Origin of the sequence: Veillonella caviae, from assembly GCF_003992125.1 — a bacterium.
Lineage (GTDB): Bacteria > Bacillota > Negativicutes > Veillonellales > Veillonellaceae > Veillonella > Veillonella caviae.
The window spans coordinates 46535-62614 of the sequence record NZ_RQUY01000004.1; the positions used below are offsets into that span (position 1 = coordinate 46535).

Annotated in this window: 15 protein-coding genes and 1 tRNA gene; 1 reads left to right on the forward strand and 15 read right to left on the reverse strand. The window is 40.4% G+C overall.

The genetic code is table 11. The features are described 5' to 3' along the window. The first annotated feature begins 195 nt into the window (after window positions 1-195). The gene (locus EO120_RS02445; protein ID WP_127133923.1) at window positions 196-1497 is read left to right on the forward strand and encodes an MFS transporter; all 1302 of its coding nucleotides are present in this window, start codon (window positions 196-198) and stop codon (window positions 1495-1497) included. A gap of 326 nt (window positions 1498-1823) precedes the next feature. On the opposite strand, the gene EO120_RS02450 is transcribed toward EO120_RS02445, so the two are convergent. The 15 genes from EO120_RS02450 to queF all read right to left on the reverse strand — a co-directional run bounded on the left by EO120_RS02450 (window position 1824) and on the right by queF (window position 15969). Then, the gene (locus EO120_RS02450) at window positions 1824-2756 is read right to left on the reverse strand and encodes a DMT family transporter (RefSeq protein WP_127133924.1); all 933 of its coding nucleotides are present in this window, start codon (window positions 2754-2756) and stop codon (window positions 1824-1826) included. Window positions 2757-2884: 128 nt separating this feature from the next. After that, a complete protein-coding gene (locus EO120_RS02455; RefSeq protein WP_127133925.1) occupies window positions 2885-3784 on the reverse strand; it encodes a DMT family transporter in 900 nt (299 codons plus the stop codon). Between the two features lie 92 nt (window positions 3785-3876). Further along, window positions 3877-4350, reverse strand: a complete 474-nt coding sequence (locus tag EO120_RS02460; protein ID WP_127133926.1) for a NanQ anomerase/TabA/YiaL family protein — start codon at window positions 4348-4350, stop codon at window positions 3877-3879. A gap of 187 nt (window positions 4351-4537) precedes the next feature. Then, window positions 4538-6607 (reverse strand): elongation factor G, encoded by a 2070-nt coding sequence (gene fusA, locus EO120_RS02465; protein WP_127133927.1) that lies wholly within the window; start codon window positions 6605-6607, stop codon window positions 4538-4540. Between the two features lie 267 nt (window positions 6608-6874). Next, the gene (gene hydE, locus EO120_RS02470) at window positions 6875-7993 is read right to left on the reverse strand and encodes a [FeFe] hydrogenase H-cluster radical SAM maturase HydE (protein ID WP_127133928.1); all 1119 of its coding nucleotides are present in this window, start codon (window positions 7991-7993) and stop codon (window positions 6875-6877) included. 171 nt (window positions 7994-8164) lie between these two features. Further along, on the reverse strand, window positions 8165-8890 hold the full coding sequence (locus EO120_RS02475; protein WP_127133929.1) for a YaaA family protein: 726 nt from the start codon (window positions 8888-8890) through the stop codon (window positions 8165-8167). Further along, window positions 8868-9479, reverse strand: a complete 612-nt coding sequence (locus EO120_RS02480; RefSeq protein ID WP_127133930.1) for a hypothetical protein — start codon at window positions 9477-9479, stop codon at window positions 8868-8870. Before EO120_RS02480 ends, EO120_RS02475 begins: the two co-directional genes overlap by 23 nt. Before the next feature lie 124 nt (window positions 9480-9603). Next, window positions 9604-10863, reverse strand: coding sequence for an Nramp family divalent metal transporter (locus tag EO120_RS02485; protein WP_127133931.1), 1260 nt, complete (start codon window positions 10861-10863; stop codon window positions 9604-9606). 29 nt (window positions 10864-10892) lie between these two features. Further along, window positions 10893-11609, reverse strand: coding sequence for a hypothetical protein (locus EO120_RS02490; protein WP_127133932.1), 717 nt, complete (start codon window positions 11607-11609; stop codon window positions 10893-10895). Window positions 11610-11693: 84 nt separating this feature from the next. Further along, a tRNA-Ser gene (locus tag EO120_RS02495) sits at window positions 11694-11784 on the reverse strand. A gap of 49 nt (window positions 11785-11833) precedes the next feature. Then, the gene (locus EO120_RS02500; RefSeq protein WP_127133933.1) at window positions 11834-12268 is read right to left on the reverse strand and encodes a Dps family protein; all 435 of its coding nucleotides are present in this window, start codon (window positions 12266-12268) and stop codon (window positions 11834-11836) included. Between the two features lie 342 nt (window positions 12269-12610). Then, window positions 12611-13219, reverse strand: a complete 609-nt coding sequence (epsC, locus tag EO120_RS02505) for a serine O-acetyltransferase EpsC (protein ID WP_127133934.1) — start codon at window positions 13217-13219, stop codon at window positions 12611-12613. Window positions 13220-13331: 112 nt separating this feature from the next. Next, on the reverse strand, window positions 13332-14246 hold the full coding sequence (locus EO120_RS02510) for a PLP-dependent cysteine synthase family protein (RefSeq protein ID WP_127133935.1): 915 nt from the start codon (window positions 14244-14246) through the stop codon (window positions 13332-13334). 416 nt (window positions 14247-14662) lie between these two features. After that, window positions 14663-15400, reverse strand: a complete 738-nt coding sequence (locus EO120_RS02515) for a hypothetical protein (protein ID WP_127133936.1) — start codon at window positions 15398-15400, stop codon at window positions 14663-14665. Between the two features lie 71 nt (window positions 15401-15471). Beyond that, entirely contained in the window at window positions 15472-15969 is a 498-nt protein-coding gene (gene queF, locus EO120_RS02520) for a preQ(1) synthase (protein WP_127133937.1), read from the reverse strand. Between the last annotated feature and the right edge of the window lie 111 nt (window positions 15970-16080).

Consider the following 16080-nt stretch of genomic DNA (forward strand, 5'->3'; position numbering starts at 1 on the left):
TAGGCGAGTATAAAATTATGATTCAATTATACGTTTTCTATAGAATAAAAGTCAACAACTGTTTTTTGATTATATAAAATAATTCATAATATGTTTGAAAGCCATAAACATCAAATTTAATAGAAGAGAAAACTTATGCAAAAACAGCATCGCGATGTTATATTTGCATAAGTTTTGTTATTTTGAATGTAGTTTTTGCATTATTTTTATGCTTTCCAATGTCATTTTTGCATTAAAAAAAGGTATACTAATACTAAGGAGTTTAGTTATGTATATAAACGAACCATTGAACATACAATTTATGTAAAAGGAGCTCTTATGGAAACTTGGAAACGAACGGTATATATAAGTTTAATCTGCGTTTTATGTACCTCTTTTGGGGTCAGTCAATTGGCACCAATTCTACCTCTTTATTTTCATGATTTAGGAGTAGAAACACCAGAGGCCATGTCCCTATGGTCTGGTTTGGCTACGGGAATTACATTTCTCATCGTCTGTTTAGCCGCGCCGTTTTGGGGGCGATTAGCAGATCGGAGAGGTCGCAAAATCACATTAATTCGCTCTAGTTTCGGCATGGCGTTATGTAATATTTTAATTGCTTTTCAAACGACACCTGAAGGGGTGGTGTTCATCCGCCTCATTCAAGGTTTAGTAAGCGGGTTTTACACAGCCACCATCACCCTCATTGCATCAGAAACGCCATTTGAAAGAACGGGCTGGGCCCTTGGTATGTTGGCATCTGCCAATTTAGCAGGTTCCCTCATTGGACCTTTGCTAGGTGGCTATATTGCGGACACTGTAGGTATTCGCAATGATTTCATCCTCGTCGGCATCCTCATGGGAGTGGCTGGCATATTAGCAACCATCTTTATCCACGAAAATTATCAACCAAAGCCAGATGTGGAAAAATTAACCATTGCCAAATTAAAAGAAAAAATCCCTGAATTTAACAGCATCATTGCATTATGTGTAGCATCCTTCATATATGCAATTTGTATTATGTCATTACAACCTATCATTTCCGTATATATTAAAGGCATCGTACCTAGTAACACAGAAAATTTAGCATTCATCGCCGGCGCCGTATTCTCCGCCATGGGGATAGCTCAATTACTCAGCAGTTCACCACTGGGCAAATTAGTAGATAAAATCGGCCCCCGCAAAGTTCTTGTAGTATCACTAATTTATGTAGGAATACTTAACATACCACAAGCCTACGTAACAGACATTTACCAACTAGCAACCATTCGATTCCTCCAAGGATTCGGACTTGGCGGTATGCTCCCTGCATTAAACACCTATTTATCGTCTAAAACACCTCGTGAATTTACAGGACAAATATTCTCCTACAACCAATCTAGTCTCTTCTTCGGCTATTTCCTCGGCGCCATCGGTGGATCTAGCCTTATGGCGTGGTTAGGATTTACCACACTCTTCTGGGTCAGCGGTGGGTTATTTATACTTACTGCACTTTGGATAGGATTGAAATTAAAATAGTCCGTCCTTAAGAAAAAAGAGATGATGTTCTCTCTAGGCCTCGGCTGGCCCCTTCTGACGGACTGCCGAGGCGAAATGTAAAAAAAGAACTTTATATCTCTCGTAGCCGAGCTTTGGCCCCTTCTGATGGACTGCCGAGGCGAAATGTAAAAAAAGAACTTTATATCTCTCGCAGCCGAGCTTTGGCCCCTTCTGATGGGCTGCCGAGGCGAAATGTAAAAAAAAGAACTTTATATCTCTCGTAGCCGAGCTTTGGCCCCCGAACGGGAATCAGGCCAGCCGAGGCCTAGAGAGATATAAAGTTCTTTTATTATTTCCGACTCATACTATTTCCGACTCAAATGCGCCATTACTTCTCTTTTTAGTTTCCGCTGTTTTTCATAGGCAATGATAAATACTGTTGTAAGGATGAGTATCATACCAAAAATGCCAAGGAGGGTAAATTCATTGCCCAATAGAGCCCATCCGAAGAGGGCCGCTGAGATAGGTTCTAAGGATGACAAAATAGATCCTTGTACAGCACCGATACGGCGCACGCCTTCGATATAAACGTTAAAAGAAACGACTGTTCCTAAGATGATGACTGTAAATAAGCCGAGCCATGTCATGCCGTCCCAGATAGCGTGGGACTCAAAATTATGGAATATCCCTACAGCCATGATACCGCAGAGAAACATAGCAAAACCAACGATGGACATGGCGCTATATTTCTTCAATAGTTCTATGGGTTGCAAGGAATACACACAGATACCTGCCGCAGATAACAGCCCCCATAACAATGCGTAGGCATTAAAATTAGAGAAATCTAGACCTTCTTGCAAGACCATACACACCGTGCCAGCCATAGCAAGAATGATACTGAGCACTTCGCCGATACTAGGGATTTTAAAATAGCGCACAAATAAATAAACAATGAGCATAGTCGGTGCTACGTATTGCAATACAGTGGCTACCCCAACACCAGATAACATGATGGCTTGGAAATAGGTATATTGAGCCATGGCGATACCAAATATGCCAAATACGAGCAATTTGCCGAAATCCTTGGCATTTTTGAACACGTTGAAAATGTTACTTCCATCTTTCACATAAGCTAACAAAATGGTCAACGCACCAGCCACGAGCAACCGCACCTCTAATAACCATTCGATATTGATATGTTTTGCATTCTCTAAAAACTGTACTGCCGTTCCTGAAAGTCCCCACAATAGGGCTCCAAGGATGGCGAGCCCCATGCCAATCCACTGTTTCTCCTCCATCTATAATCCCTCCCTATACCTCAAATAATACATTCATCTTAACAAAGGATATGTAACTTAGCAATACTAATGGACATAGTAAAAGGACATCACTTTCCTATCTAGAAGTGATGTCCTTTTCACATATATTAATCACTATTTCGTTTCTCTAAAGACGTAATAATAACAGTGCCAATAATCATAGCCATGCCAATAATACCGAGCAGACTAAATTGATTATCTAACAAAGCCCATCCGAAAAATGCTGCCGATATGGGTTCTACCGATGAAAGTATGGATCCAGACACAGCGCCAATACGCTTAACACCTTCTAAATAGGCATTGAATGATACAATGGTTCCGAGGAATACTACATTGAAGCAACCAATCATAGTCCAAACATCCCATTCAGCATACGAATGAGGCTGCTGGAATAACAAGCCAGCCATGATTCCACTAATAAGCATCCCCCACCCCACCATGGGTACAGTCCCATAAGTAGCTAGTAAACGTACAGGGGAAACGCTATATACAGCTACACCTACGGCCGACAATAATCCCCAAAACAGCACATCAGAACGGAAGCTTTCAACAGAAAAACTATCATTTCCCATCAGACAAATCGTGCCTGCCAAGGCAAGAATTACGGAAATGAGTTCTCCTCTAGTAGGGCGTTTGCCGTAACGGAGCAGCAAGTAGATGATAATCATGGACGGCGCCAAGTATTGTAGCACCGTAGCGATGCCGGCTCCAGCGATAACAATGGAGCGGAAATAGGTATACTGACATAACGCCATACCGAATACACCGAATATAACGAGGCTTATCGTATCACGCCAATTACGGAATACATCGAAAATAGAATTACCTTGACGAAACCATGCATAGAGGACGGTCAACAATCCAGCCGTAGTGAGGCGCATGGTGATGAGCCATTCTAAATTCATATGTCGATAATTACCTATGAATTGCACCGACGTACCAGAAACGCCCCACAACGTAGCGCCTAACAAGGTTAACGCAATGCCAATCCATTCATAGCGGGTCATAGAACGCCTCCTTACGCTTCTCAATCTAATAATGTAGTCTAATTCGATACGAACAATACATATCTAATATAATCGACACATAGTTTAGTACATTACTCATGTAACAAAGACACGTGCACCTTTACAACAACCTTACGAATAGAGATTGGTTCATGAACAGCCAGTAATGGACGATGAATATCAGACGGGAAAAACACCGTATAATAACCTTCTGGGCAATGAATCACACCTTCATCATGTGCTTCATTTGGATAGAAATAACAATCTCGTTCTGGATAGGATTCGATAGGTGCTACTAAACCACGGTCTACAAAGAACCCCATATTCTCCTCGCCGCACACCATGAATTGAATATCGATATATTCCTTATGAGACTCTGGTTTTGTAGCGGAAAACTCTTTTGTTTGCACATCATCGACATTGGCGTACATCAAAGAACCTTCTATTTCATGACGCCCACCAGGTAAAGATGCTAAATCTGTATGTTTAAGAAAATCTAAGGCCCGCACGATGGCCGCAGGGTAGCCCATTTTTGTGTAGTCTGCATAAATAGAAGAGAAAAACATCTTAACCAACCTTTCGTAAAAGTAACTTTTCTTAATTATAGCACAAGAAAAACCTCCGTACGCTACATATACGGAGGTTTTGTAAAATACTATTCAGTTTTATGACGTAATGTCAATTGTTATGCTATATTCGATTAGATTCAGTTGTGATTACTTTTTACACATGGATACCGCATTGGTTCTTACATTATTCATCAGATTCCTTATAAGCCGCGATAATTGCATCTGCCTCTTTGTGAGGAACCTCTTCATAACTGTAGAACTGGCGATTAAATACGCCTTGTCCTTGTGTAATAGAGCGCAAAACAGTTACATAATCTGACATTTCTGCCAATGGTACTTGTGCCTTTACAACGGATATACCAGGTCGTTCACTTTGTTCCATGCCTAATACGCGACCTCTTCGACTATTAAGATCCCCCATAATGTCACCCATGCAAGCGTCAGGAGCAAACACGTTGACTTCATAAATAGGTTCTAATAGGATTGGTTTCGCCTTCGGAATTACATCCTTGATAGCTTGTGACGTAGCCACTTTGAAAGCTAGCTCTGAAGAATCTACCGTATGATACGATCCATCCAAGAGTGTCACCTGCACACCAATCATAGGATATCCTGCAATTAAGCCTTTTTCTAGGGTTTCTTTGGCACCCTTCTCCACTGCTGGAATATATTGCCGCGGTACAGCACCGCCAAAAATTTTGTCTACAAAAGCAAACTCTTCCCCATCATATAATGGATCAACTTGAATTTTAACGTGACCATATTGACCATGCCCGCCACTTTGTTTTTTATATTTTGATTCTGTTTCTGCAGAACCTTTTATGGTCTCACGGTATGGAATGTATGGTTTCACCAATTTCACTTGTACACCGTATTTACGGTCCATCTTGCTTAAGATATGTTCCAAATGAACTTCGCCCATACATTCAATTTGCAATTGGCGAGCCTCTGGATTTTTTACCACTACACAAGTTGGGTCTTCTTCGGCTATTTTAAATACAGCAGTAGCTATTTTCTCCTCCTCACCTTTTTTCACTGGTTCCATAGCCACAGTGTAGAGAGGTTGAGGGAAACGAATAGCATCATATTTCACCTTAAAATCAAGCGATGTCAAGGTATCACCGGTTTTCGCATTTGGCAATTTCGGTATCACTACGATATCGCCAGCCTTTGCAACGGATACAGGAATTTGTTGCTTCCCTATGAGGGTAACCATCTTAGTCCATTTTTCCTCGGCCCCTTGATTTACATCAAATAACTTATCACCTTCTTTGAGTTCACCAGAGAAGATACGTACAAAACTTTGTTTGCCTGCGAATGGGTCAAGCAGTGTTTTAAATACGAATGCTGTTAACGGTTTATCAACATGTACTACACATTGATCACCACTGACTGCCTCTGTGGCCGTCATCACCTTTTTAGTAGCATCTGGCATGTAACGAATCATTCGATCTAACACTTGATCAAGCCCAATACGAGAAGTAGCACTGCCACACATGATTGGGCACACACGGCCAGTAATCATCCCTTCGCGTAGACCTTGGCGAATTTCTTCTAATGAAAGCTCTTCGCCTTCTAAATATTTCTCCAACAATTCATCGCTACCTTCAGCCGCAGCCTCTACGGTTAATTCCCGTATTTCTTGAGCCTTTTCCACAAGATGAGCTGGTACAGCGACCTCTGTTGGTTGGCCGTCCTTATATATAAACGCAGTCATTTTAGCTACGTCTATAACACCTTCAAAACTTTCACCATCACCAATAGGAATTTGCAATGGCATGATGGCCTTGCCAAATAATTCGCGCATCCGTTCAATGGTACCGAAAAAATCGGCGCCAGGAACATCCATTTTATTAATGAAAGCCATGCGCGGCATTTGCAATTCCACAGCGTAATCCCAAGCTCGTATCGTATCTGTTTCTACACCAGATGTGGCGGACAATACCATGAGCATGCCATCACAAGCACGCAATGCAGCCCTCACCTCTCCGTGAAACTCGTTGTAACCTGGAGTATCGATAAAATTGACTTTATGGTCTTTCCATTCACAAGGCGCCATCCCCAATTGGATAGTCACATTCCGTTTAATTTCCTCCGGTTCAAAATCCATAATATGTTTATTATCTTGACCACGGCCAACAAAATCGACGGCACCAGAGGTTAATAACAACGATTCAACGAGTGCCGTTTTGCCTGCCCCATCATGGGACACAACAGCTACATTACGAATTTGGTTACTGCTATACTCTTTCATCGGAATCGCCTCCTTACAAGAAATTTATGCTCTTGTTATAAGGTTTCGACGTGTGGGGGTAAAAGTCCTCTTTAACAATAAAAATATTTTCTAAAATCGAACTTCAATAATTAATTTCATATAACTTTTATGCCAAAAATAAATGTTGGAGCCACACCACAGGTGTCACCCCAACATTTATTATAACCCCGTTTTATACACCAAAAGCTTAACTACCATCTAGTCAATATCCCCGTAAGTGTATAACGGAATTTTATTCATATGCAGTTAAAACAACCCTGTCCGTTTCCCATAATGCTTAGAGTCGCCGTTTTGTTTCCAGCCAACGGTATCACCGATGGACATAACGCGACGTGTTAAGCAGTCTTTACATTTATCAGCATTGTCGTCTACGCATGGTTTGTTATCGTAGAGAAGGTATTTCCCGCGATGTTCTGGAATAGTAATGATAGGCATCAAGATATTAGCTCCTGCTTGAAGCCCTTTTTCTCGTCCTAATTTATCTAACGCTTGAAGTGCTGTTGTAGCAGCGATATTTACGTCTTTTAAGAATAGACGGGTTAAAGCGATCATTTTTAAACCTAATTGAATGCGTTTCAATTTGCCTTCTTCGGTGTCGATTCCCATCGCCAAAGCTTCTTGTCCTAATGGTGTATCGTGATGTACCACATAAGGACCCATGCCAATCATATCAATATCCATATCGCGGTAGAAGAGAATGTCGTTTACTAAATCTTCTTCTGTTTGACCTGGCAAACCAATCATAACGCCTGTGCCCACTTGAAATCCTACGCGGCGCAAACGGCGTAAACATTCTACGCGAGTATCAAAGGAGTGAAGTTCATCGTGAGGATGAATTTTTTTATATAATTCAGGGTTTGTCGTTTCAATACGCAATAAATAGCGACTAGCACCAGCCTCACGCATACGGCGATACGCCTCTTCTGATTGTTCTCCGACGCACATAGTAATGCCTAACGAACCATCGCCGATGGCCTTAATATCGCGAATGAGGTCTACTACATAATCGACGAACACATCATCACAGCGTTCGCCAGACTGCAAAGTAATAGAACCATATTCATGGTCATATGCCCATTGCGCCATTTTAATGATGTCTTCCCGATTCATATCAAAACGCTCGGTCTTATCATTTTCACGACGAATACCACAATAATTACAATTCTTGATGCAGCGATTAGAAAACTCAATGAGTCCTCTATAATACGCTATAGGCTGTACATAGTGAGATTTCACTTCATACGCCTTTTTATAAATTAACTGCAACTCTTCCTCGTCGGTTACAGACATTAAATACCGCAATTCGTCAACGGTGAGCCATTCATCGCCAACTAGGTCTTTCTTTAAAATATCTTGCACTTGCAAACAATTATCCCTCCTTTACCAATTTATACGTAATACAACTCTAGACTATTATTCCTGTACCAACTGGATTATTGGTGAGCCGTCCACGATTTTTATAAATTTATAAGTAATACAACACTAGACTATTCCTGCCTACACTTATCCGGAATAGTAAAACAGAATGTAGGTATACTAATTTTCAGCTGTTTTCTCATACCGAATCGTCATCGATTCTAATGGCACATCGATGCCCATTACATCTGTAACAAGATAGAATCCATTCAGCTCTCTAGGCAATGCTGAAACACTATCGATACGGTGTTCCAAGCAATACCGAGCCATCATGCCCCGGCTTATTTTCGAAGACGTGCTCATTTGTTTATATACATTGCCTCGTTGTTCCCAAAATTCAACGGTTACCACCACTGGATGGGCAATCATTTTAGCATATTCTTTAGACGCTAAATTTAACACCCAATTTTCATTATGAAAATACTCATGCATTGCCTCATGCCATACTTCATAGAGAGGAATGCCGATTTTATCTACCACATCAAGGCGATATTCGCAGATCTCCATATGGGGTTCTACAGCTCCATACAGAGCGGACATAACTACTAGGTGGCTTTCACCATAAGCCTTAGTCGCGTCATCTAAAGTAGACCAATCTAAATATTTAAACGCAATGCCATCATAGCTTTCTCCAGCAGCACCAACAGGCAAGGAGTTGAATTGTTGATATAACTCGTACAAAACTTGCGCCTTATCATCTTTAATTTTCAAAATTTTAGCCAGTGCTGCCGCATTAAGGGTCTGCACATGAGCCACGATAGACTCAGTAATGTGATTAAAATGATGTGCCCCTGTAGGCGTACCACTCAGGGTTTTAGTTTTACTAGGAGAGAGGACGATTTTCATGGGCTAATTCCGCCTTAATAGATTCCTCTGTGAGGTGATCGATAAGCTCTGGGTTCCATACCATCAATGGTACGGCAATAACATGAGCAGCTTTCATTTCTTTGCAGAGGCGAATACATTCTGTTAAGTATTGAGACTCCTTGTCGTGAATATCGCAGATAATAACGACGTGACGACCTTTAAGATTCACCCCTTCGTAGTCAATGCTTTCACCAGACACAGTAAGAACGCCCGTTTCCAAACGTCCATCGCTCATATCGCCGATGCGAGTCATAAAAATATGTTCAAGCAAGGTAGACACAGGTGTTACCACATGTCCAGTACCGACAAGGGCCTCTGGTTGGGCATGAATGAGGACGGTTTTCTTCCGTTTATCGGTGCGGAAATCGCGCAACGCCTTCTCCAAGGCAGAGAAGAACACGAACAGTTGCCATGGGTCAAAAGAACCAGTTTGGAACATGTCGATAACGGTACCATCTTCTTCAATATTAAGACGAGCTAACAATTCTTCCGCAATATCAGACACTACTTCATTATAATCAGATTGTAATGGTGCATTTAAAACAGGTGTTTCTTTTTCAGTCGCCATGGGGCCCCCTATATCATCAATCTTATAGCATATATAATAATTTGTACCACAAATGTGGTGATACACAAGTAAGAGATAGGGATTGCTTTCACAACAAACCCTATCTCTTATTGTACCATACTTTCTACCCTACATAGAGTAAATATATATTCATTATTGTCACAACAATACCGATAGACCACAATAAAACACCTGTAAATCTACGGTTCACATAATTTCCCATAACGCGACGACTACTGGTCATGTACAATTGCAAAAATATAGTAATAGGCAATTGTAAACTGAGAAACATTTGAGAAATAAGCAACGCTTGAAAGGAGTCTGTAATAAACAGAATCATCAACAGCGCTGGTACATAGGTGAGTGCCAATCCAAAACGACTGTGGAAATCCTTCATATCGTAGGACTCTCCAAACATGCCAGCGAAAATGCTAGCCCCTGCCATGCCTGCTGTAGCCGACGATGCAAGGCCAGCAAAAAGCAATGCTAATGCAAATATAGTACCTGCCGCAGGGCCGATGAGAGGTCGCAGCAATTCTTCAGCCTGTTCTAATTCCGTTACGCCTATACCATGAGAAAAAAAGACCGCTGCAGCCAAGAGAATCATGGCAGAATTAATCATCCATCCAATTCCCATGGACACCAATGTATCTAGGAACTCATAACGTAATTGTTTTTGCATCACCGCCTCATCTTGGATATTGAATTGGCGGCTCTGAATAATTTCAGAGTGCAAGAATAAATTATGTGGCATAATGACAGCACCTAAAATGCTAAGGATAACTAGCATGGATTCATTAGGTATACTAGGATTCACCCAGCCGATACCAGCTGCCACCCAATCTACATCGACCATATTCACCTCGACCAAGTATGCCAAAGCAATGAGGGATACGAAACCGGCAATGATGCGTTCCAGTTTACGATAGGAATTCGTCACCAGCATCACCGTGCACACTACCGCGGTAAGGACGCTACCGATGACAAGAGGCACATTAAAAAGCATTTTTAAAGCAATAGCGGCGCCAATAAATTCTGCTAGCGCCGTAGCTACTGCCGCAATACCGGTAGTACTGAGCACGATGCGAGATAACCAACGAGGTAAAAATTCATAGGCGCACTCCGCCAAGCACTGCCCACGAACGATGCCTAAATGGGCCACATTATGTTGCAATAAAATGAGCATAATCGTAGATAAAGTAACAACCCATAGTAACTCATAACCAAAACTAGCACCAGCCGCTAAATTGGCAGCCCAGTTGCCAGGATCGATAAAGCCGACCGTAACGATAATGCCCGGCCCAATGTATTTAAACACCTCACTGACCTGCTCTTTACCATTTTGATGGACTGTAAACAGTTTATTCTTTATTATATTAAACATTGTTTCTCCCTACGACGCCAGAAGATATTTTATAGGGTGAAAGCCAACTCTGTACGTACCCGACTATCTACGGTGGATTTTTTACTATCTGCTTTGCCGTAACGAATACGCACATCACCACCTACCTTCACACGAGAATCATCGATTTTGAATTTCTTCATTTTCTCTTTAATTTGTTCCTCTGTAAGAGCCTTTTCACTATTATTATTGACTCCATCGGCAGCCGCATCTAAAGCCTCTTGTTGAGCCTCAGAAAGTTTTGCTTTCCCCTTTTGTTTCGATGCCATTTTCTCTTCCTGTTGACGTCGTTTTTCTAATTTTTCTTTCTTCTCTTTCTCTACGCGATAATTCATTACATCACGCATATTTTCTTGATAAATGCGGAGCGCAAACGTTCGATCATTGTCATTCATTTGCTCTCGTTTATCTATGACTTTATCAATGAGCGGCATTAACTCATCCTTTGTGTAGGATGTAGTCCCATCAAAAACAAAACCCGTAGGCGCTTCAATAGCTTCATGTTTAATCAAAGTTTGTAATGCCGTATATGTCCAATCACTAGGTGTAATGAGGTTTGGATTACGAATTGTACCTGTACTACCCATATTCACCTCAGATACTACACCGGCTTCCACAGGAATAGCACTAGGAATCTCTGCGGCATGTGCCGATAACAATCCAATGGCACCTGCTAATAAGGCCCCTCCAATGAATGAAGCCATTAATCTATGTTGTAAACGATTCATCATAACCTCCACGAGTTAATCCCATATGGAATATATACGGGTAATAAAAAAACCACACATCCATCGGATATGCGGTCTTCAGCATGGCGGAGGATTAGGGATTCGAACCCTAGCGACGGTAACCCGCCCTAACGATTTAGCAAACCGTCCTCTTCAGCCTCTTGAGTAATCCTCCATGCTTACTGGGTAATCATATCATACCCAATAAGTCATTGTCAATCACATTATTTCAACATGGATTCAATAAACCAAATTTGTTTTACATAATACTCTACATGGTCTTCCATCATGTTAGAAAGAGCGAAATGATCTTCTTCACTAGCAGCGGAACGAATAGCAAGGGCTTGGTCTTTCATATATTTAAAATCATTCAACAAGATTTCAATAACTTGTGCTTGAGGAATATCTACTTGACCTAGTTCTTCTATTTTAGACAATGCAGCATATTCTTTTGAATTTACCAATGGAAATTGGCCTGCCATTTTCACAGCTTCTGCAACTGCATCAAAGTAATCAAATGCCACATCATAGACGGACTCAAGGTATTCATGAATAGATTTAAACTGTGGGCCTACTACATTAAAATGTAAATTGTGAAGTTTTACATTCCACACGGAAAGGTCTGCTAAATATTGATTAACTTGTGCTACATTTTTCATAATAATTTTCCTCCATCGTTAATTTTCAACTAGATTTATAAGGTCATATGTACCTTAAATAACTTATAAACTCTTAATTATCATCTTAATTTATAATCATTATTGATTATATCGATAGTATATCAATAATAATTATCTGTGTCAATAACTATATTTATATTTTTCGATTAGTTTAATATGCCTAATACATACTATAGTGCTATCATCATGTCCCCTCTATAAAGCTATTTGAAATCATAGAATCACTGTACAATACCGTTTCACAATCATAGAGTTTACGTAATGAACAGTAATAATACAAAAACAGCACACCTATATCGATTAATAGGCATGCTGTTTATCTTATATATAATACTCAATATAATCTTCTGGTAATTTCTTTTCCGCTTTAGTAGGCGCTTTAGAATTACGGCGAGGTTTACGAACGTACATGTTTTCTGGATCGGTTTCAAAAATGACCATATCCTCTGGAATATCGTGTTTAATTACGAGATTACAACCAATTTTTGTACGTGCACCGATAGTAATATCGCCAAGGATTTTTGTGCCCGTACCGATGAGAACTTCATTTTCAATAGTAGGATGGCGTTTCACCTTTTGCGATGACATACCGCCTAATGTAACTTGGTGAAACAAAGTTACATTATCTCCTACAATAGCAGTTTCGCCGATAACAACCCCCATGCCATGATCGATGAATAAACCTTTACCGATAGTAGCACCGGGATGAATTTCAATCCCCGTTACATGACGAGAATGCAAGGCTACACGGCGCGCCAACGTAGGCCACCCCGCTTTGTACAAGCGATGCGCAAAAAAATGCCAAAACAAGGCCGTCATATGTGGATACGTCCAAATGACCATCCATACACTAGTAGCGGCTGGGTCAGAATCCATGACGCGTTGAATATTATATTGAATTTTAGCCCATAACTCGCGTAAACTTCGCATACATGACTCTCCTACTATAGTTCTATCATAAACGAACGCATCTGAAACTGTATATTCCATCACAGTTTTTATTATCCGCTTCTGTATTACAATCTCGCTGTACCGATAGTATCTATTTTACATACTCTGTATTCTTAAAATCCATAAGAGATAGATATTTCTCCACCCCATCTGGTGCGATAACAACAATGGTTTTGTTCGGTTCTTCAGTACTGATGCGTTTTGCCGTACTAATGGCAGCCCCTGCACTAAGTCCGATGGAAATCCCACTTTGTCGCATAAACCTTTGCACTTCTGTAAAAGCAGCTTCATCGCTAACTGTATAGGCTGCATCCATCAAAGATTGATCAAAATTATGAGGAATAAATCCAGCCCCAATACCTTGAATGGTGTGAGGTCCACCCTTACCTTCGGTAATCACCGGAGAACCAGCCGGTTCTACTGCAATAGCGCGTATCTTCGAATTATGTTCACGCAATTTACGCACTACGCCTGTGAAAGTCCCGCCTGTACCGATACCAGCGACGAAAATATCTACCTCAGGTACTTGTTCTATGATTTCCTCGCCTGTAGTGCGATAGTGAATATCTGGATTCGCAGGATTTACAAATTGACCTAAGGTGAAAGCATTCGGATAGGTATCTAAAATTTCATTAGCTCTTGCAAGAGCCCCTTTCATGCCTGTTTCTTTAGGCGTTAAAATGAGCTGAGCCCCATAAGCCTTAATGAGTTCCCGCCGCTCCTTACTCATGCTTTCAGGCATGATAATCACAGTTTTAATGTTAAGCATAGCCCCTACCATGGCAAGAGCAATGCCAGTATTGCCACTAGTGGCTTCGACAATAATGCTGTCATCATGGATGCGACCTTGTTCCTTAGCAGCTGTCAACATTCCCAATACAGCTCGGTCTTTCACAGAACCACCAACATTATACTTTTCCAATTTTACATAAATTTTTGTATTCGGAATTTGATACACCGGTGTTTTGCCAATCAATTCAATAGCATTATTCGTGGTAAGACTCATGGTAAACCTTCTCTCACACATAGTAAAGAAATATAGTACGAATTTGATTATAATTGAAACAATCTAAACAATTATAATCACCCAATAGAGCCTACAGTAACATGTAAATACCTTATTAAAAAGAAAACGCCCTTGGATACTCCCAAGGGCGTAAGTCACGGTTTCAACTATCGTTACCTGACTATACACGGGGTATAATCATTTGTACACTCTATATACATATTCCTACTTTAACACCTAGGAATATATATGTCAACAAAAATAGAAGCCTTTAAAACCCGCAGTTTATAGGAATTATAAGGGTTTATAAGCGATATATAGTCCAACATACTAGGTTCTACCATAACAATTCCAAGTCGGTTTAAATAGCTCGTTCTCTTCTCAGTCGCTAACATATAGGAATACAAACTCTACCTTTAAAAATAGAAGAACAAACTAAATCCAAAGATAAGTCCTATGATGGATAAAATGACAGCAATATTAACCACAATACGACCGATTAGCACACCATCAGTACGGAGTTTGCTTTCATCATAGTGAAAGATAAGATGACCATAGAGATACCCCATAATGAGATAGGTACATATAAAACTACTCATTAATACAGGAACATCTGAATCGGTAGCACCCAAAAGGAGCGTTAATGCACCCCATTTAGGCACCAAGTACACCAATGCTAAATTGAGCAAGATTTCAATACTTTTACAGCTTAGCGCCCATACCACATAGGGCCAAGATGATCGCAAGGGAACCCGCAACATGTAAATAAAGGATACAAAGCAAGCGAGTACGGATTGAGAGTGAGATTGTACATACCGCTCTTCCCAACTAGGCGCTACTAATTCTTGCTTAATCTGTTCATACCGGAATATAAGGTTTCTTTTACCATGGGAAATATCCACTACGCCTGCCAAATCTAAAATACTGAAGGCTAGCACCAAAAGAATACCCGTGGATACGACAGGATTCTGCAATATAGCCAAATACTCAGTAATACTATATGCAGATATGTAAAACAGTTCTAAAAAATGCATCACCGCCATATCACACAATAATACAATGATGGACATAATGACAAAAGCAAACCAACGTTTGCCATTACTGCGTAAAGGGTGACTAATATGGACGCCCGCTATCACAGACCCCGGTTGCAAAGATATGCCTATACCAATGAGAAAGCAAATAAAAAACGAAACACTTTCGCTAATTATATAATTTTCCATTATTATCTATACGCTACGCGTTCTGGCTGCATATCATGGAAATGCAATCGTTCTTTCGCCGTTTGTTCCCAATCGGTACCAGGTTTACCATAATTGGCATACGGGTCGATAGACAAACCGCCACGCGGTGTAAATTTGCCCCACACTTCAATATATTTAGGATTCATCAACTTCACAAGATCCTTCATAATGATGTTAATACAGTCCTCATGAAAGTCCCCATGATTGCGGAAACTAAAGAGATATAATTTTAGAGATTTAGATTCTACCATTTTCTTATCTGGTACATAAGAAATATAAATAGTGGCAAAGTCTGGTTGCCCCGTCATAGGACAAAGGCTAGTAAACTCTGGACAATTAAACTTAACAAAATAATCATTATCAGGATGTTTATTATCAAACGCCTCTAATACTTGTGGCGCATAATCAGTAGGATAATCTGTTGTTTGGCCTAACATCGTTACGCCTTGTAATTCTTGTTCGGATCTGCCGGATGCCATGAGAGACCTTCTTTCTATAGGTAATACATAAAGTAATATATAAGGTAATATATAATAGTTTATTATACCATGAGCATATCATTCAACCTATTCCAATCATAGGCACAGATA